This window comes from Amycolatopsis sp. NPDC028719 (assembly GCF_055565395.1).
In genome coordinates this window covers 774,438-792,016 of record NZ_JBVHUL010000004.1, presented here as the reverse complement: position 1 = coordinate 792,016, position 17,579 = coordinate 774,438, and the positions used below count along the sequence as shown (strand labels likewise).

The following is a 17,579-nucleotide window of genomic DNA, read 5'->3' as shown; positions in this document are numbered from 1 at the left end:
GGCAGTATCCGCGCCGTGGCTGTGAGTGGTGCTCGGGAGCTGGTGGACGCGCTCGAAGGGCTGGGGACGGAGATCGTTTTCGGCCTCCCGGGGGTGCACAACCTGCCGTTGTGGGAGGCGCTCGCCGAGACCCGCATCAAGCTCGTCGGGGTCCGCCACGAACAGACCGCCGGGTACGCGGCCGACGGCTACGCGCGCGCGACCGGCAAGCTCGGCGTTGCCCTCGTCACCACCGGGCCGGGTGCGGCCAACACGCTCGGCGCGGTCGGCGAAGCGATGGCCTCCGCGGCTCCGGTGCTGGTCATCGCCACCGACATCCCCTCGACCCTGCGCCGCCCCGGTGTCGTCCGCGGCGTGCTGCACGAGACGTCCGACCAGCAGGCGATGTTCGCGCCGGTGACCAAGGGCGGCTTCACGGTGCGGGCCGCCGACCAGATCGGCACCACCGTGCACCGCGCGGCCCGGCTCGCGCTGCAGCCGCAGAGCGGACCCGTCTACCTCGGTGTGCCCACCGACTACCTGCGCGAGACCGTGCCGCACCGGCGTCCGCCCGCGCCGCACCGCAAGCCCGACGGCGACGTCCCCGACCTCGCGCGCGCCGAGGCGATGCTGTCCGATGCGGAGCGCCCGCTGATCTGGGCCGGCGGTGGCGCGCTGCGCTCCGGAGCGGGGGACGCCGTCGGCGCGCTCGCCGAGAAGATCGCCGCGCCGGTCATCACCACGTTCGGCGCCCGCGGCCTGCTCCCGCTCGACCACCCGTGCCTCGCCCCGAACCCGGTGCACACGCCGGAGGTCGGCGAGCTGTGGGACGAGGCCGACGTCGTGCTCGCCATCGGCACCGACTTCGACGGCCTGATGACGCAGAACTGGCGGATGCCGAAGCCGCGCAAGCTGGTCGCGATCAACGTCGACGCCGACGACGCCGCCAAGAACTACCCGCCGGACCTGACGCTGGTCGGCGACGCGCGCGCGATCGTCGAGCGGCTGCTGCCGAAGGAACGCCCGGGCCTGAACGACATCACGCTGCGGCTGGCCGGTATCGGGCGCCGGGTGCGCCAGCGCATCCGCGACGAAGAGCCGCAGGCCTACGACTTCCTGTCCACTTTGGACGAGGTGCTGCCGTCGGACGCGGTGATCGTGTCCGACATGTGCGTCGCCGGCTACTGGGTCGGCGGCTTCCACCGGGTGCGGGCGCCGCGCAAGCTCGCCTACCCGATGGGCTGGGGCACCCTCGGCTACGGCTTCCCGGCGTCGCTCGGCGCCGCCGCGGCGGGCGTCGGGCGAGCCATCTGCATCACCGGCGACGGCGGTTTCCTTTACGCCTGCGGTGATCTCGCGACGCTCGCGCAGGAACAGCTGCCGGTCACGGTCGTCCTCGTCGACGACGGCGGCTACGGGATGCTGCGCTACGACCAGGAACGCGAAGGTCTCCCGCGCCGCGGAGTCGACTGGGACAGCCCGGACTTCGTCGGCCTCGCGCGCTCCTTCGGGGTGCACGCGGACCGCGTCTCCGGGTTCGGGCGGGCGTTCCGGCGGCTGCTCGGCGAGTTCGTCAAGTCGGACGAGCCGAACGTCCTGGTCGTGAAGGCCAAGCTGAAGCCGCCGCTGAACACTTCGCCGCGGTGGTACCGCACATGAGGATCGGCGTCGACATCGGTGGCACGTTCACCGACCTCTGCGCGGTGGACGAGACCGGGATCGTCGCGGTCGGCAAGGTCCTGACCACGCACGACGAGCCGGCGCGCGCGGTCGAGGAGGGCCTGGCCGAGCTGCTCGCGGACGCGGGCATCGCGGCGACGGACGTCGAACAGGTCGTGCACGGGACGACGCTGGTGACGAACGCGCTGATCGAGCGCAAGGGTTCGCGCACGGCTTTGCTGGCTACCGCGGGCTTCCGGGACGTCCTGGAGATGCGCCGCGAGCACCGCTACGAGCTGTACGACCTGCACCTCGAGCTGCCCGAGCCCCTGGTCCCGCGGCACCTGCGCTTCGACGTCCCGGAACGGATCCTCGCCGACGGCTCCGTCGACATCGGACTCGACGAGGAGTACGTCGCGCGGCTCGGGCGGGAGCTGGCTTCGCGCGGCATCGAGGCGGTCGCCGTCTGCTTCCTGCACGCGTTCACCAACCCCGCGCACGAGCGGCGCGCGGCCGGGATCCTGGCCGAGGTCGCGCCCTCACTGAGGGTCGCGCTGTCCTCGGACGTCGTCCCCGAGATCCGCGAGTTCGAACGGACGTCGACCACGGTCGCGAACGTCTACGTCCAGGACCTCACCGAGCGCTACCTGCGCGACCTCGAACACCGGCTGCGCCGGCTCGGGATCCCCGGGGCGCCGCACATCATGCTCTCCAACGGCGGACTGGCCACTGTGGACACCGCGGCCCGGCACCCCATCCGGATCCTCGAGTCCGGCCCGGCCGGGGGAGCGAGAGCCGCTGTATCACTGGGCCCCGCGGACCTGCTGGCGTTCGACATGGGCGGCACGACGGCGAAGCTGTGCCTGATCGCCGGCGGCGCGCCGCTCGTCACGCACCAGTTCGAAGTGGACCGCAAGTACCGGCTGCTGCCCGGGTCCGGGCTGCCGGTGCAGGTGCCGGTCACCGACATGATCGAGATCGGCGTCGGCGGCGGGTCGATCGCCCGGATCGACGCGCTCGGCCTGCTGACCGTCGGCCCCGACTCGGCCGGTTCCGAACCCGGCCCTGCTTGCTACGGCCGCGGCGGCACCGAGCCCACGGTGACCGACGCCGACCTGGTCCTCGGCTACCTCGACCCGGCGTACTTCCTCGGCGGTGGCATGGAACTTGACGCCGCGGCGGCGCGTGAAGCGATCAGCCGCATCGCCGGACCGCTCGGCGTGAGCGTCGAAGAGGCCGCGTGGGGTATCCACACGAGCGTCAACGAGGACATGGCGAACGCCGCGCGCGTGCACGCCGTCGAGCGTGGCCAGGATCCGGCCAAGCTGCCGATGTACACGTTCGGCGGGGCGGGCCCGGTGCACGGCGTGGGTGTCGCCCGCGCGCTCGGGGCGCCGTCGGTCGTCGCGCCGCCCGCCGCCGGAGTGCTCAGCGCGGCCGGGTTCCTCACCGCGCCGCTGGCGTTCGACTTCGTCCGGTCGGCGCGCGCGGCCGTGCACGATCTGGCGTGGGAGCAGGTCGACGCGCTGTTCGCCGAGATGGAAGCCGAGGGCACGGCGCTGCTCGCGAAGTCCGGAGTGGACGAAGTGACGCACCGGCGCGTTGCCGAGATGCGCTACGCCGGGCAGGGCTACGAAATCCGCGTCCCGGTCCGCGGGGGCAGCTGGCCGGACGCCCTGATCGACGAGTTCACCGCCACCTACCGCGCGCTGTACCGGCGCACCGGGCCCGCGGTCGGCGTCGAGGTGCTGAACTGGCGGGTCGTCTCGAGCGGTCCCGTGCCGGACCTCACCCTGCGACCGGCTGCCCCAGCGTCGCCGGGAGACGCGCGGAAGGGTACGCGTCAGGCCTACTTCCCGGCGGCGGGGGGATTTGTCGACACGGCGGTGTTCGACCGGTACCTCCTGACGCCGGGTGAGCGCGTCGGCGGACCGGCCATCGTGGAGGAACGCGAGTCCACTGTGGTCGTCCCGCCCGGTGCCCACTGCGTCGTCCGAGGTGACGCGGCGCTGGAAGTGACGGCGTGAGCCCCGCCGACGCATTCCCTCCCGCGGAGGCGGCATCGGGCTCTGACCCCATCCTCGTCGGACTGTTCGGCAACCGGCTGCACTCCATTCTCGCCGAGCAGCAGAACGCGCTGGTCAACACGGCCTTCTCCGCCGTGGTCCGGGAATCGCTCGACCTCGCCTGCGCGGTGTTCGACTCGCGCGGCGAGATGATCGGCCAGTCCGTCGGCGGCACGCCCGGGCACATCAACGCGATGGCCACCGGCATGCACCACTTCGTCGCGGCCTACCCGCCGGAGACCCTGGAACCCGGGGATGTACTGCTGACCAACGACCCGTGGCAGACCGCCGGGCAGATCAACGACATCACCGTCGCGACGCCGGTGTTCCTGCGTGGCCGGCTCGTCGCGTGGTTCGCGTCCTGCTGCCACGCGCCGGACATCGGTGGCCGGCTCGTCTCCGCCGAAGCCCACGAGGTCTTCGAAGAGGGCTTACGCCTGCCGATCCTGAAGTTCCTGCGCGCGGGCGAGGTCAACGCCGATCTCGAGCGGCTGATCCGCGCCAACGTCCGGACCCCGGAAGAGACCATCGGCGACCTGTACGCGCAGGTCACGGGCAACGAGGTCGGCGCGGCGAGCCTGCTGCGGCTGCTGGACGAGTTCGGGCTCGACAGCCTCGACGACGTCGCCGCCGAGATCATGAACCGCTCCGAGAAGGCCCTGCGCGACGCGCTGCGGAAGCTGCCGGACGGCGTCTACACCAACGAAATCGCCACCGACGGCTTCGACGACGAAGAGATCGTCCTGCGTGTGACGGCCACTGTGGACGGTGACGAGATCCACCTCGACTTCGCGGGGTCGTCGCCGCAGAGCCGTCGCGGGATCAACGTCGTGCTCAACTACACGCGGGCGTACGCGTCGTTCGCGGTCAAGGCGGCGATCTCGCCGGAGGTGCCGCACAACGCCGGGTCGTTCCGGCCGGTGCACGTCACCGCGCCGGAAGGGTCGGTGCTGAACTGCGTGCCGCCCGCCCCGGTCGCGTCCCGCCACCTGATCGGGCACTTCCTGCCGTCACTGCTGATCGGCGCCCTGCCCGGCGCCGCGATCGCGCCGAGCGCGGACGCGCTGTGGATGACGATCTGGCGCGGTCCCGGGTTCATGCTCAACGTCTTCCAGACCGGCGGCATGGGTGCGCGCGTCGACAAGGACGGCCTGAACACGACCGGCTTCCCCAGCGGACTGCGCTCGACGCCGACCGAGGTCATCGAGACGATGGCGCCGCTCGTCCAGCGTTCGCGCGAGTTGCGGGTGGACTCCGGCGGTGCCGGGCGGTGGCGCGGCGGCCTCGGCCAGGTGACGACGATGGCCGCGCGCGACCAGGAGTCCTGGAGCGTCAACGGTAACGTCGACCGTGTGCGCGCCGCGGCGTCCGGTGTGGACGGCGGAAAGCCTGGCGCGGCCGGTCGCTTCGGGCTCCACGCCGGGAAGGATCTCTCCGCGAAGAGCCGCGTGACGCTGGCGCGCGAATCCGTTGTGGACGTCACGCTACCCGGCGGTGGTGGCTACGGGCCGCCGTTCGAGCGGCCGGTGGCGGCGGTGCTCGACGACGTCGTCGAGGGGTACGTCTCGGTGGACGCGGCGCGCGAGTTGTACGGCGTCGAGGTGCGGTTCCTCGGTGACCCGGAGACACTCGTCCGGCTGCCCGCGGACTACGCGGTGGACGAAGAGCAGACAGCACGACTGAGAGCGGGGAAGTGACCATGGGTCGGTTGGCCGGCAAGGTGGCGGTCGTCTTCGGCGGCGCGCGGGGCATCGGCCTCGCCACGGTGAAGGAGTTCCTCGCCGAGGGCGCGACAGTGTTCGCGTCCGACATCCGGGAGCCCGCGGAACAGCTCGACGGATACCGCCATGCCCTGGTGGACGCGACCGACGAGGACGCCGTGGCGGCGTTCGTCGACGGCGTGCTCGCCGAAGCGGGCCGCGTCGACGTACTGTTCAACAACGTCGGCATCCACCTCGGCAAGCCGCTCGCGGACACGACCTTGGCCGAGTTCGACAACATCTTCGCGCTCAACGTGCGGGCGGCGTTCCTCGGCACCCGCGCCGTGCTGCCGCACATGATCGAGCGCAAGGCGGGCAGCATCATCACGACGTCGTCGAACGGCGGCGTCATGGGCCGTCCCGGCGACCCGGTCTACAACGCCACCAAGCACGCGCTGGTCGGGCTGACGAAGTCGATCGCCGTCGCCCACGCGCACCAGGGCATCCGCGCGAACACGGTGAACCCCGGCGCGATCGACACCGACATGCTGCGCAGCACGCTCAACTCGCCGGAGGAGTTCGAGACCAAGCAGCACCAACTCGTCGCGAGCACTCCCGCGGCGCGCGTCGGCGAGGCGTGGGAAGTCGCGAAAGCCGTCGTGTTCCTGGCCAGCGACGAGTCGCGGTTCATCAACGGCGTCGTGCTGCCGATCGACGGCGCGAAGGCCGCGGGCGCGATGCCGGGCAACCGCTACAGCCTCGACTTCGAACTCGGCGTCAGGTAGCGCCGTGTCCGTCGATCCCTCGGGGCTGGCGAGCGAGCGGCACCTGCTCGAGCGCAGCGGCACGGCCGAACGGGTTGCCACGATCCTGCGCCAGTACATCACCGACGGCGTCTTCGCCCCCGGTGAACGGCTGTCCGAGCCGGTGATCAGCTCGGCGCTCGGCGTCTCGCGCAACACGCTGCGCGAGTCGTTCCAGCTGCTCGCCCACGAACGGCTGGCGGTGCACGAGCTGAACCGCGGCGTGTTCGTGCGCGAACTGACCACGGAGGACATCGAAGACCTCTACGTCGTCCGCCGCGCCACCGAGTGCGGTGCCCTGCGGCGGGCGGCCGAGCTGTCCACTGTGGACTTGGTGCCGGTCGAGCAGGCCATGCGCGACGGCCGTACGGCGGCCGCGGCCGAGGATTGGCCGGCGGTCGGCACCGCCAGCATCCACTTCCACCAGGCGCTGGCCGACCTGGCCGGCAGCGAGCGCATCTCCGCGACGATGCGCCAGGTGCTCGCCGAGACGCGGTTGTTCTTCGTCCTCAGCGAGAACACGCGCGAGTTCTACGAGCCGTTCCTGGACTGCCACGAGCGGATCCTGCGCGAGCTGCGGTGCGGCCGGTTCGACCTCGCCGAGGCCACCTTGGACCGCTACCTCCGCGACGCCGAAGCGTTGCTGCTGGCGCTCAGCGAACCGGCGACATAGGGCACCTCGAAGACGTACGGCCGGAGGTAGACGGTGGCCCGGTACGTCCCGTCGGGACCGGCCGACCAGCCGATCCAGGTGATGGTGCGGACGACGGACAACCGGGCGTACGCGGGAGCGGACTGGGCCGCCGCGGCCGGCGCCGAAGCGAGGAACACGGCGGCCACAGCGGCCAGGGTTCTCGCACGTCCGGGGAGCACGGCCTCAGTCAACCGGGCGGGAGCCGCCGGCCGGAAAGGATTCGAGCCGGTTCAAATCCACCGCGGCGGCTGTTACCGTCGAGCGGATGTTCATGCTGCGCGTCGACGCGGAGACGGTCGCCAGGACCCGGTTTTCGCCGTCGCTCGCGGCGGAGTCCCTGGCCTGGCTGAAACTCGCCGCCGGCTCGGCGCGCCACCCCGTGTTCGGGGACCCGGGTCCGCTCGCCCGGGCGGCCCTCACGCATCCGGACGTCGCCCTGCTCCTGGACCTGCTCCCGCGCACCGGCGAGGTCTACACGCCCGACCTGCTCACCCCGCAGCCCGGCACGGCGGTCCGGCACCGCGACCTGCTCGACGAGCAGATCGCGCGGATCGAGGCGACCCCGCAGGACGATCTCGAGGAGCAGGTGCTCTCCCACACGCAGGCCCACTGGCGCCGGCCGGTGCCGGTCAAGGCCCGCCGGGCCGCGGAGTCGGGGACGATGCCGCGGCGCCTGGCGAACGGGCTCGCGCGGTTCTGGCGCGACGCGCTGGCCGAGGACTGGGACGGCCTGCAGGAGGTCCTCGACCGGGACATCACCCACCGCGCGCGGACCATCGCGAGCCGCGGCTTCGGGGCGGTGCTGGGGACGTTGCACCCCGCCGTCGGCTGGGCGGGCGACGCGATCACCCTCGTCAAGGCGTTCGACGGCGAGGTCGACGCCGGCGGCCGGGAGCTGGTCCTCGCCCCCGGCGTGCTCAGCTGGCCCGGCACCACCATCCAGGTCGACGTGCCCGGCCAGGTCGTGCTCTGCTACCCCGCGCACGGGATCGGCACCGGCGGGGCGCCCGAGCCGGGCCGGATCGCGCCGGTGGTCGGAGCCGCCCGGGCGGCGCTGCTGAGCGACCTCGAAACCGCGCGGTCGACGGCGGAGCTCGCCACCCGGACCGGGTACGCGGCGGGCACCGTGTCCTACCACCTCACCGCCCTGCACCGCGCGGGCCTCGTCAGCAAGATCCGGGACGGCCGTTATGTGCTGTACCGGCGGACCCCGCAGGCCGTCGTCCTCCTGGAAGGCGCGTGAGTGCTCAGCAGGTGAGGTTCGGCGCGATTCAGTCGGCGAACTCGCCCGCCGCGCCGTCACCGCCGCTGTCGACCGCGATCGCGAGCTGCTGGGGTCCTTGGCGATGTCCGATTGCAGTGCCTCGTCGGCGGCCCGTGTCTTCGCTGCCCAGCAGCTGCTGATGTTGACGTAGGTGTAGCCCGCCTCCCGCAGTTCGCTGCTCACGAGCATGTCGACGGCCGCGCGGACCGGCAGAAGGAAAACGCCGCCCCCGGACTGTGGCCGGGGACGGCGCGAGGGGGTGATTTGCGCGCTCTCAGCAGGTGATCGTGGCGTCCGCCCAGTCGGCGTGGTCGGAGTCGGTGGTGTCCCCGCCGTCGGTGACGACGAGGTCGAGCACCTGGACGCCGGCGAGGTTCGCGGCGAGCTGCTGCGCGGGCAGGCCCGCCGTCATGACGCCGGTCGCGGCGAGCTCCTTGCCGTCGCCGAGGACCTGGAACGCGACGCTGCCCTTGGCCTTTTCGTCGTCGTGACCGACCGACGCGCCGAACGCCGTGCAGCCGCCGCCGAGGTAGAACCGGACGCGCGACGGCGCGTGGACGCCGAGGCCGTCGTCGTAGGGCACGCCGCCGATGGTGATCCGGTGGCCGTCACCGGCCTGGGACTCGCCGTTGCTCGTGCCGCGTTCGACCGGGCCGTAGCCGTTCTCGGCGGAAAGCCACGCCGCCTTCGAAAGGGGCGTCACGCCTGATGCCGGCGGGACCACGATCGGCGCGCCCCCGTCCGCCGTTAACGAGCGTTCACCCCAGGCGGTCCAGTAGTTCGCCGTCGCGGTCAGGGTCACGCGGTCGCCGGCGGGTGAGTGTGGCCGGACCGTCCAGGACCGCTGCCAGGACCGGCCCGGTGGCACCGCCGGGACGAGCGTGTCACCGCGGCCGTCGAGCTGCCAGCCGGCCGGGGCGGTCAGCTTCACCTGCGCGGCGACGAGCGGGGTGCTGCCGTCGTTGGTCAGCTCGAGCGTCGCGGTGAGCGGCTTGGCGGCGTCGGCGAAGTCCGGCGTCCGCACGGTGAGCGTCGCCAGCGGGGCCGCGTTCGGGAACTTCGCGGGCCAAACGCGGAACACGGCGGCGCCGTGGCTCGGCACCGACGCCCGGAGCGTGCCGGTGGACTCGGTTTCGGCGCCGGTCCACAGGTCGCGGACGCGGTAGTCGCGAGCCTTCGCGAGGCCGAGTTCGGCGGCGGTGGCGGACATCGGCGCGGCGGTCAGGCCGCGGTTGAAGAGCACGACCGCCGCCGAGCCGTCGGACATCGGCTTGGTCCAGACCTCGGTGTCGCCGTCGTCGCGGAGCCGGTAGCCCTGCTTGCCCGCCCAGTCCTGGTCGAGCGCGATGATGTCCTTGTTCTCCAGGATCTTCTTCGTCGTGTCGGACATCGAGCGCAGGTCGTTGCCGGCGAGCAGCGGGGCGTTCATCAGCGCCCACAACGCGAAGTGCGCCTGGTACTCGGTGGTCGTCATCTTGCCGTTGCCGACCTCGAGCATGTCCGGGTCGTTCCAGCCGCCCGGGCCGGAGTAACCGGCCAGCGGGACCTGCTTGTCGAGGATCCCGGTCATGCTGCTCCAGCTGTCGCTGATGTCGCCGGTCGTGCGCCACACCTGCGCGCCGGCGTCCTTGCCCCACAGCCACGGCTGGTTCTCGCCCCACTCGCAGAGCGCGTAGAGGATCGGGCGGCCGGTCTTCTTGATCGCCTCGCCCATCTTCGTGTAGCGCTCGACGGCCGGACGGCCCTGGTTGTTGCAGTTGTCGTACTTGAGGTAGTCGACGCCCCAGTCGGCGAAGGTCTGCGCGTCGACGTCCTCGTGGTCGAGGCCGCCGGGCATGGTCTTCTGGCAGGTGAGCGTGCCGGCGCTGGTGTAGATGCCGAGCTTGAGCCCGCGGTCGTGGACGTAGTCGGCCAGCGCCTTGATGCCGCCGGGGAAACGGCTGTGGCTGGCCTCGAGCTTGCCGTCGGCGGTGCGGTTCTGTTCGGCCCAGCAGTCGTCGATGTTGACGTACTGGTAGCCGGCCGCCTTCAGGCCGGAGCTCACCATCGCGTCCGCCGTCTCGCGGATGAGCTCTTCGGTGATGTCGCAGTGGAACTTGTTCCAGCTGTTCCAGCCCATCGGCGGACGTTGGCCGAGCTGGGACGCATCGGCCGGCTCGGCGGCTCGAGCGGGTGGGGGAGAAGCGATCGCGGCGGCCACGACGGCGGCCGCGAGCCCGACAAGAAGACGCATGTTCCCTCCAGGAGTGCGCAACTCTGCACAAACTCACTCAACAACAAACACCATGAAGAGGTCGGACGTCTACGGCCGTTAGGAGGAACACCTTGCGTAATTTCGGGCCGTGGGAGAGAAAGGGCCGTGACTTCGATGCCTGCTGACCGCGCCGGTTTCCGCCCGCTGGACGGGATCAAGGTCGTCGACCTGTCCCGCATCCTCGCCGGGCCGTACTGCACGCAGTACCTCGGCGAGATGGGTGCGGACGTGGTGAAGGTCGAGCCACCCGGCCACGGCGACGACACCCGCGGCTGGGGGCCGCCGTTCGTCGGCGAAAGCGGTGAAGCCGTGTACTACCTCGCGGCGAACCGGAACAAGCGCGGGATCGTGCTCGACCTCAAGAGCGACCGCGGCCGCGAAGCCCTCCGACGTCTGGTGGCCGACGCGGACGTGCTCGTCGAGAACTTCCGCCCGGGGACGCTGGAGAAGTGGGGGCTCGGGTACGCGGCTCTGTCGGAGCTGAACCCGCGGCTGATCCACGTGTCGATCACCGGGTTCGGGCAGACGGGCCCGTACCGCGACCGCGCGGGCTACGACCTGGTGGCCCAGGCCCTCGGCGGCGTGATGTCGCTGACCGGCGAGCCCGGCGGCGCGCCGGCGAAGGTCGGGCTGCCGGTGGCGGACCTCAACGCGGGGACGTGGGCGATCATCGCGGTGCTGATGGCGCTGCAGGCCCGGCACACCACGGGCCGCGGCCAGTACCTCGACGTGTCCCTTTTGGACAGTCAGCTGGTCTGGCACGTCTATGCGGCGGGAGCTGTGTTCTACGACGCGCCGCGCCCGCGCCGGATGGGTTCGGCGCACCCGAGCATCGTCCCGTACCAGGCGTACTCCGTCTCGGACGGCTGGCTGATCATCGCGGTGGGCAGCGAAAAGCTGTGGCACGCGTTCTGCGGGGTGCTCGAGCTGGACATCGCTTCGGACGCGCGGTTCTCGTCGAACGCTCTCCGAGCTGCACACCGCGACGAGCTGAACGCGGTGCTGGAACCGGTGCTGCGGACGCGAACGGCGGCGGACTGGCTGAAATCCTTCGACGCGGCGGGCATCCCGGCGGCCCCGATCAACGAGATCGACGACGTGTACGCGGATCCGTGGACCGCCGCGCGCGACCAGGTGGTCCGGCTCCCGCACCCGACGGTGGGAACGTATGTGGGGACGGGGTTCCCGGTAAAGGCTTCGGACACTCCGGCGCGTCCGACGTCAGCGCCGCCGACTTTGGGGCAGCACACCGCGGAGGTGCTGGCGGAGCTGGGGTACTCGGCGGAGGAGATCGGGGAGTTCCTGGACTGAATGGTGCACCCAGTGTCGCGAAATGTGCACTATGGCGTGTTCGCGCTCCCCGCTTCGCCCTGGTAGGGATGGGGGAAGGACTGAGGAGGACCGATGTCAGCACAGCACGCCCTTTGGCACCCGTTCGCCGACATGGGCGCGGTCGACGGCGACCGGATGGTCATCACCCGCGGGGAGGGCTCCTACGTCTGGGACGACGCCGGCCGCCGGTACTTCGATGCCACCGCGTCGCTCTGGTACGCGAACTTCGGGCACGGACGGCCCGAGATCACCGAGGCCGTCACCAAGCAGCTGCGGACCCTCGACTCGTACAACCTGTTCGGCTACAACGCCAACGAGCCCGCGATCGAGCTGGCCGACCGTGTCGCCGCGCTGGCGCCGACGCCGGGGTCGAAGGTCTTCTTCGGCTCGGGTGGCGGGGACGTCATCGACACCGCCGTGAAGCTCGCGCGGGCGTACTTCGCGCAGACCGGGCGGCCGGAGAAGACGCACGTCATCGGCCGCGCGCAGGGTTACCACGGCACGCACGGCTTCGGCACGGCCGTCGGCGGCATCCCGGCCAACGCGGCCGGCGTCGGGCCGCAGCCGCCGGAGTTCTCACACGTGCCGTTCGACAGCGCTCCGGCGCTGGAAGCCGAGATCGAGCGAGTGGGCGCTTCGCGCGTCGCGGCCTTCTTCTGCGAGCCGGTGATCGGTGCGGGCGGTGTGCTGCTCCCGCCGGACGGCTACCTCGAGGAGGTGGCCGCGATCTGCCGCCGCCACGACGTGCTGTTCGTCGCGGACTGCGTGATCGCGGCGTGGGGCCGGCTCGGGACGTGGTTCGGCATCGATCGCTGGGCGGTCGAGCCGGACCTGATCACGACGGCGAAGGGCATCACCGGCGGCACGATCCCGTTGGGTGCGTTGGTGGTGGCCCCGCGGGTGGCCGAGCCGTTCTTCACGGGCCGGCCGGGCGCCCCGATCTTCCGCCACGGCGCGACGTACGCGGGCCACCCGGTCGCGTGTGCGGCCGGCCTGGCGACCCTGGACATCTACGAGCGCGACGGCCTGATCCCCCGCGGCCGCGAGCTGGAGAAGCCCCTGGCCGACGCGGTGTCCGGGCTCGTCGACCATGCTCTGGTGGCGGAGGTCCGGGCGGGGCTCGGGTTCCTGGCCGCGGTCGAGCTGACGGCGGAGGTCATGGACGCCGACCCGGGCGCCCCGGTGAAGCTGCAGCGCGCGTGCCGCGACGAGGGCGTCATCGTGCGGAACCTCGGGCGCGGTATCGCGGTGTCGCCCCCGCTGATCGCGGGAGAGCCGGAGCTGGATCTGCTGGCTTCGGCGCTCCCGAAGGCATTGGACCGCCTGGCGGCGCAGAGCTGACGCGGTGAACGACTCTTTCCTGTCCTCCGACGGCAGGAAAGAGCCGTTCGTGCCCGGAGTACCCGGCCGCGCCGCTCACGAAATGCAGAACTCGTTGCCCTCCGGGTCCGCCATCGTCACCCAGCTGTGGGGCCCCTGCCGCCCCCGGTGCAGGAACTTCGCCCCGCGTGACGTCAGCTTTTCCAGCGTGGCCTCGACGTTGTCCGCGCCGACCCACACGTCGATGTGGAGGCGGTTCTTCACCGTCTTCGGCTCCGGAACCTCCTGGAAGAGAATCCGCCGGGGTGGACCCTCGGGTGGCGAGTCCGGGTGGCGGATCGCCGCCCCCGTTCGCCACACCAGCGCTCCGTTGTACGTCCGGGTTTCCTCTTCCTTCGCGTACCCCTTCGCGATCATCTCGCGGATGAAGTCCTCGTCCGTCGGTTCCACCGGCCAGCCGAGCGTCTCGGCCCACCAGCCGGCGAGCACGTGCGGGTCGGCCGTATCCACCACTACCTGGAAGTCATGCGCCATACCGGCACGTTAACGACCGAGTCCGACATTTTCCGGAGCATCGGGTCCTCGGGCACGACCGTGAAGCGCCACTTGTCGACGCCGCCGCCCATGATCTCGGCGTAGCGGCGGGCGCCGTCGGCGTTGGCGAAACGCACCTGCTGGCCGTTCGTCAGGTGGGTGATCTTGACCGCCACAACAACCTCCCGAAGTCTGTGGGCCGGCCCAGGAGCTTCCCCCTCCGAGGCCGGCGAGCACAGTAGAACACATGTTCGACCGGGTGCGCCAGTGGATCCCCCGCGCAGGTGAGAAGCCCAGGTCAGAGTGGTCGGATCATCGCCACGCGCGGCCAGGCGTCCAGGCCGCGGGCGGCCTCCGCGCGGCGGATCGCCCGCAGTCCGTCGCCGATTTCCGCGTCCGCCAGCACCCGGAACCGCAGCCGCTCGTAGTAGGGCGCGTTCCACGGCACGGCCGCGAACGTCGTGAGCGTCAGCGCCGGCAACCCGCGCGCGGCCGCCCACTCGGCGAGCGTCTCGATCAGCGCGCTGCCGAGCCCGCGCCGCGCGTGCGAGGGCCGCACCGAGACCTGCTCGACGTGCGCGTGGCCGTCGACGACTTCGGCGACGAGGTACGCCACCGGCCGGTCGGCGTCGTCCACGCTCACCCAGGCGCGCCCGTCGGCCTGGTACCCCGCCAGCTCCTCGACCGAACCCGGGTCGTCGTCGGCGATCGCGGCCATGTCGAGGGCACGGAAGAGTTCACCCGCCTCGCGTTCGACGTCGATCAACGCGGGTAGGTCGTCGATGCGCGCGAGCCGGATCACGAACGCATTCGTACGCGCCCGGCCGGGATTTTCACAGCGAATAAGACGAAATCGTGCGCTGGATGCGGTTCGCGTACCCCTGCAGGGCGGTGATCGCGGCGTACCGCGCCTCGTCGGTGATCCGCGCGGCCGGGCCGGCCAGGCTCAGCACGGTCGGCCGCCGCCCGTAGGTGGGCACCGGCACCGAACACGCCCAGACGCCTTCGTCGATTTCCCCGGAACTGACCGAAAACCGGTTCTCCAGCGCGTGCTTGAGCTCGTCACGCACGTACGTGCCCCGCTGCTCGACGATCGGCGCCAGCCGCCGGTCGCGCTCCATTTCCGGCAGCAGCGCGAGCAGCATCTTCCCCGACGCGCCGACGCCGAGCGGCACGGAATGCCCCGGCTCGAACGTGAACCGCATGGCGCGGTCGCACTCCACGCGATCCGCGCACACGGCGGCGTCGCCGAACTGCTGGAAGAGCATCACCGTCTCGCCGAGCTCGCGCGCGGCTTCCTCCATCGACGGCTTCGCCAGCCGCACGAGGTCGTTCGCCAGCTGCGCGGCGCGCGCGAGCGGCATCACCTGGCTGGTGAGGTGGTAGTGCCCGGCCCGGCCTTCTTCGAGCAGCTGCAGCTCCTTGAGCAGGGCGACGTAGCGGTAGGTCGTCGCGACCGGGGTGCCGATCGTCGCGGCGAGCTCGGCGACGCTGGCCTCCCAGCGACGTTCGGAAAAGGCGAGGAGCAGCTGGAGGACCTTCCGGGAACTGCTGGCGCCGGGGGTGCGGCGGGGAGCGGTGGTGGCGGGACCGTCAACGGCACTGGCGGCACTGACGGCAGGCGTCATCATGACCTCTCGGTGAGACAAAAACGACCTTCGCTATCACACGGGGTGAATAAATTAGCACGTTGTGTTAAACGAAGGCCAGCATTCCCGCCGGGGATCAATTTCCACTCGAAATGCGCTGATTCACTTATTCTTGTAGTACTTCGGAGCGCTCAGCCCGCTCCAGAAACGGTGTCAGCAGGCCGGGGACGGCCCGGTCGGCCAGCGCGAGCCCGTCGGCCTCGCCGACGTCGAGCACGCGGTAGTGCCCCTTGCCCGCGGCGACCGGCGCGATGATCGTGACCAGCCCGGCCCGGCGCTGGAAGTACGAGCGTTCGACGACGACGCCGGTCATGCCGTCGCAGCGGACCGCCGCGGTGCCGCGGTCGAGCGACCCCGAGCGCGTCACGAGGTAGCGGCCGGTGAGGGCGTGCCCGAGCCCGCGGTAGCGGTCCCAGCCGACCAGCGCGGCGAACGGCACGAGGACGAGCGCGGCCTGCCACGGCCAGTCCGGCAGGGCCCCGAGCCACGCCAGGCCGTACAGCGCCGCGGCGAGCACCAGCACCCCGATGACGGCCCGGGAGAGCCGCCGGTACAGCGCCCGGCGCGGGTGGCGCACCAGCGGCGTCGCGGCCGGGTCCTCACCGAGCACCTTCGCGACGACCTCGTGGGCTTTCGCGAGCGGCGCGGGCGGGAGCAGCAGCCCGCCGCTCTTGTCCGCGCCCTTGCCCTCGCGCAGGCCGCCGGCGATGGCGACGCAGCGGGCGCCGCCGGCCAGCCGCAGCGGCAGCGGCTCGCGGATTTCCACGCCCCGCAGGCGGTCCTCCTCGATCGACACCGAGCGCGTCGTGATCAGGCCGCGCCGGATGTGCAGCGTGCCGGCGGGTTCGCGGGTGAGCCGGAAGTTCCAGAACGACAGCACGTAGCCGCCGATCGACAGCAGCGAGACGAGCACCAGCAGCCCCGCGGCGGCCAGCACCAGGCTCACCCACGTCGGGGTGTCGGCGAAGTGCCCGACGACTGTCCGGACCAGCGAAAACTGGATCGGGTCGAAGTGCAGTTCGTGCGCGAAGTGGTAGACGGTGCCGACGGCGGCGCCGACCACCGCCAGCCCGGACAGCGTGAACGGCGCGTACCGCAGCCACTTCTTGTCGACCACGGCGACGACCTGCTCGGGCGGCGCGGGAGCGGCTTCGGTCTCCGTCTCCACGGCCTTGCGGTGCAGCAGGAGCGTCCGCAGCCGCTGCGCTTCGGCGATCGTGACGGCGTCGAGGACGAGCTCGTCCTTGCCCGGCCCCTTGCCACCCGAGTGCCGCCCGGTGCCGATGCGCGCGGCCGCCAGCTTGAACAGCCGGTGCTTCGGCTCGGAGGTGACGTCGACCGTGCGGATCCGGTCGCGGGGGATGGCCCGCTGCTTGCGCAGCAGCAGCCCGGTGTGCCACTCGATCTGGGTTCCGGTGATCCGGTAGCGCGAAGTCAGCACGTGCGAGACACCGGTGAACACGGCGATCGCGGTGAAGATCAGACCGATCCACTGCCACGGCTCGCCCTGCCCGACGAGCAGCGCGCCCAGCAGCACCGGCAGCGACCGCACCAGGTCCAGCACCGGCCGGATGAGCAGCATGCGCCGGTCCAGGCGGTGCCACGGCGCGTCCTGCGTCCCCTCGGCGGGAGGCGTCACGAGGGCTTCGGTACTGCTCATGTCGCGTCGCCCCGGACGGCTTGCGTGGTCTTCGTGAGCTCGTCGGCCAGCTCGAGCGCGCGGTCGTGCCGCAGGCCCGCGATGCGCAGCGGGCCCGCCGCGGACGCCGTCGTCACGGTGATCTTCGCCAGCCCGAAGAGCTGCTCGAAGGGGTCGCGCTCGATGTCGACGGTCTGGATCCGCGACACCGGCGCGATCCGCCACTCCTGCTTCAGCCAGCCGGCCTGCGTGTAGACGGCCTCGCCGGTGACCTCCCAGCGGTGCACGCGGTAGCGCCACTGTGGCATCACGACGAGGTGCAGCGGAGCGAGCACGCACGAGATGATCAGCGTGACGTCGAGGAACGACGGTGGATCGTCGCTGGTCACGACGATGACCGTCTGCACCCCGATCAGCACGATCCACAGGAGCGCGGCGGTCACCGTCCAGTAGCCGATGGCCCGCCGGCTGACCCGGTGCGCGGGCGGCCGCAGCCGCAACGCCGCTGTGTTCGTACTGTGTTCGGTCACAGGTCAAGCGTGCCCGATCGGCGCCTTGCGTGCCCACGACATGTGTCATCGAAGTTTCATCGAGGCCGATCCGGTCCGGCCTCCATCGCATGCCGTTACGATCGGCCACACCGTCGGAGGAATGGATTCGCCGTCGGGGTGTGTTGTGCTTGAAGG

16 protein-coding genes and 1 pseudogene are annotated in these 17,579 nt (G+C 71.4%); 8 read left to right on the top strand and 9 right to left on the bottom strand.

Annotated features, from left to right (window positions below; genetic code table 11):
* The first annotated feature begins 42 nt into the window (after positions 1-42).
* From ACZ4TR_RS22365 to ACZ4TR_RS22345, 5 genes are read left to right on the top strand one after another with little or no spacing between them, the layout of a single operon-like run.
* Positions 43-1,638, top strand: coding sequence for a thiamine pyrophosphate-binding protein (locus ACZ4TR_RS22365; protein WP_465288980.1), 1,596 nt, complete (start codon positions 43-45; stop codon positions 1,636-1,638).
* Positions 1,635-3,665 carry a hydantoinase/oxoprolinase family protein gene (locus ACZ4TR_RS22360; RefSeq protein ID WP_465288814.1) on the top strand — a complete coding sequence of 677 codons (2,031 nt, stop codon included), beginning with the start codon at positions 1,635-1,637 and terminating at the stop codon, positions 3,663-3,665. Before ACZ4TR_RS22365 ends, ACZ4TR_RS22360 begins: the two co-directional genes overlap by 4 nt.
* The gene (locus ACZ4TR_RS22355; protein WP_465288813.1) at positions 3,662-5,401 is read left to right on the top strand and encodes a hydantoinase B/oxoprolinase family protein; all 1,740 of its coding nucleotides are present in this window, start codon (positions 3,662-3,664) and stop codon (positions 5,399-5,401) included. The genes ACZ4TR_RS22360 and ACZ4TR_RS22355 overlap by 4 nt, the downstream gene beginning before the upstream one ends.
* Positions 5,402-5,403: 2 nt before the next feature.
* Complete coding sequence (locus ACZ4TR_RS22350; RefSeq protein ID WP_364519374.1) at positions 5,404-6,189, top strand: SDR family NAD(P)-dependent oxidoreductase; 786 nt, start codon at positions 5,404-5,406, stop codon at positions 6,187-6,189.
* 4 nt (positions 6,190-6,193) lie between these two features.
* Complete coding sequence (locus ACZ4TR_RS22345; protein WP_465288812.1) at positions 6,194-6,880, top strand: GntR family transcriptional regulator; 687 nt, start codon at positions 6,194-6,196, stop codon at positions 6,878-6,880.
* On the opposite strand, the gene ACZ4TR_RS22340 is transcribed toward ACZ4TR_RS22345, so the two are convergent.
* Positions 6,826-7,080 carry a hypothetical protein gene (locus ACZ4TR_RS22340; protein WP_465288811.1) on the bottom strand — a complete coding sequence of 85 codons (255 nt, stop codon included), beginning with the start codon at positions 7,078-7,080 and terminating at the stop codon, positions 6,826-6,828. The genes ACZ4TR_RS22345 and ACZ4TR_RS22340 overlap by 55 nt on opposite strands.
* 86 nt (positions 7,081-7,166) lie before the next feature.
* Here ACZ4TR_RS22340 and ACZ4TR_RS22335 point away from each other — a divergent pair, with 86 nt between their 5' ends.
* Positions 7,167-8,144, top strand: a complete 978-nt coding sequence (locus ACZ4TR_RS22335) for an ArsR/SmtB family transcription factor (protein WP_465288810.1) — start codon at positions 7,167-7,169, stop codon at positions 8,142-8,144.
* Between the two features lie 90 nt (positions 8,145-8,234).
* Here the strand turns inward: ACZ4TR_RS22335 and ACZ4TR_RS22330 are convergent.
* Positions 8,235-8,354: pseudogene (locus ACZ4TR_RS22330) on the bottom strand (glycoside hydrolase family 27 protein); the annotation flags it as partial.
* Between the two features lie 85 nt (positions 8,355-8,439).
* Positions 8,440-10,398: an NPCBM/NEW2 domain-containing protein gene (locus tag ACZ4TR_RS22325; protein WP_465288809.1), complete on the bottom strand. Its 1,959-nt coding sequence runs from the start codon at positions 10,396-10,398 to the stop codon at positions 8,440-8,442.
* A gap of 135 nt (positions 10,399-10,533) precedes the next feature.
* Between ACZ4TR_RS22325 and ACZ4TR_RS22320 the strand changes: the two genes are divergently transcribed.
* Positions 10,534-11,730, top strand: coding sequence for a CaiB/BaiF CoA transferase family protein (locus tag ACZ4TR_RS22320; protein WP_465288808.1), 1,197 nt, complete (start codon positions 10,534-10,536; stop codon positions 11,728-11,730).
* 93 nt (positions 11,731-11,823) lie between these two features.
* Complete coding sequence (locus tag ACZ4TR_RS22315; RefSeq protein WP_465288807.1) at positions 11,824-13,092, top strand: aminotransferase family protein; 1,269 nt, start codon at positions 11,824-11,826, stop codon at positions 13,090-13,092.
* Between the two features lie 75 nt (positions 13,093-13,167).
* On the opposite strand, the gene ACZ4TR_RS22310 is transcribed toward ACZ4TR_RS22315, so the two are convergent.
* The 6 genes from ACZ4TR_RS22310 to ACZ4TR_RS22285 form a co-directional block, all read right to left on the bottom strand.
* Complete coding sequence (locus tag ACZ4TR_RS22310) at positions 13,168-13,605, bottom strand: VOC family protein (protein ID WP_465288806.1); 438 nt, start codon at positions 13,603-13,605, stop codon at positions 13,168-13,170.
* Entirely contained in the window at positions 13,584-13,781 is a 198-nt protein-coding gene (locus tag ACZ4TR_RS22305) for a hypothetical protein (RefSeq protein WP_004561810.1), read from the bottom strand. Before ACZ4TR_RS22305 ends, ACZ4TR_RS22310 begins: the two co-directional genes overlap by 22 nt.
* A gap of 122 nt (positions 13,782-13,903) precedes the next feature.
* Positions 13,904-14,407 carry a GNAT family N-acetyltransferase gene (locus ACZ4TR_RS22300; RefSeq protein WP_465288805.1) on the bottom strand — a complete coding sequence of 168 codons (504 nt, stop codon included), beginning with the start codon at positions 14,405-14,407 and terminating at the stop codon, positions 13,904-13,906.
* A 31-nt stretch (positions 14,408-14,438) separates the two neighbouring features.
* A complete protein-coding gene (locus ACZ4TR_RS22295) occupies positions 14,439-15,233 on the bottom strand; it encodes an IclR family transcriptional regulator (protein ID WP_465288979.1) in 795 nt (264 codons plus the stop codon).
* A gap of 127 nt (positions 15,234-15,360) precedes the next feature.
* A complete protein-coding gene (locus ACZ4TR_RS22290) occupies positions 15,361-16,914 on the bottom strand; it encodes a PH domain-containing protein (RefSeq protein WP_465288804.1) in 1,554 nt (517 codons plus the stop codon).
* Entirely contained in the window at positions 16,911-17,423 is a 513-nt protein-coding gene (locus tag ACZ4TR_RS22285; protein ID WP_364519396.1) for a PH domain-containing protein, read from the bottom strand. Before ACZ4TR_RS22285 ends, ACZ4TR_RS22290 begins: the two co-directional genes overlap by 4 nt.
* Positions 17,424-17,579 lie beyond the last annotated feature (156 nt).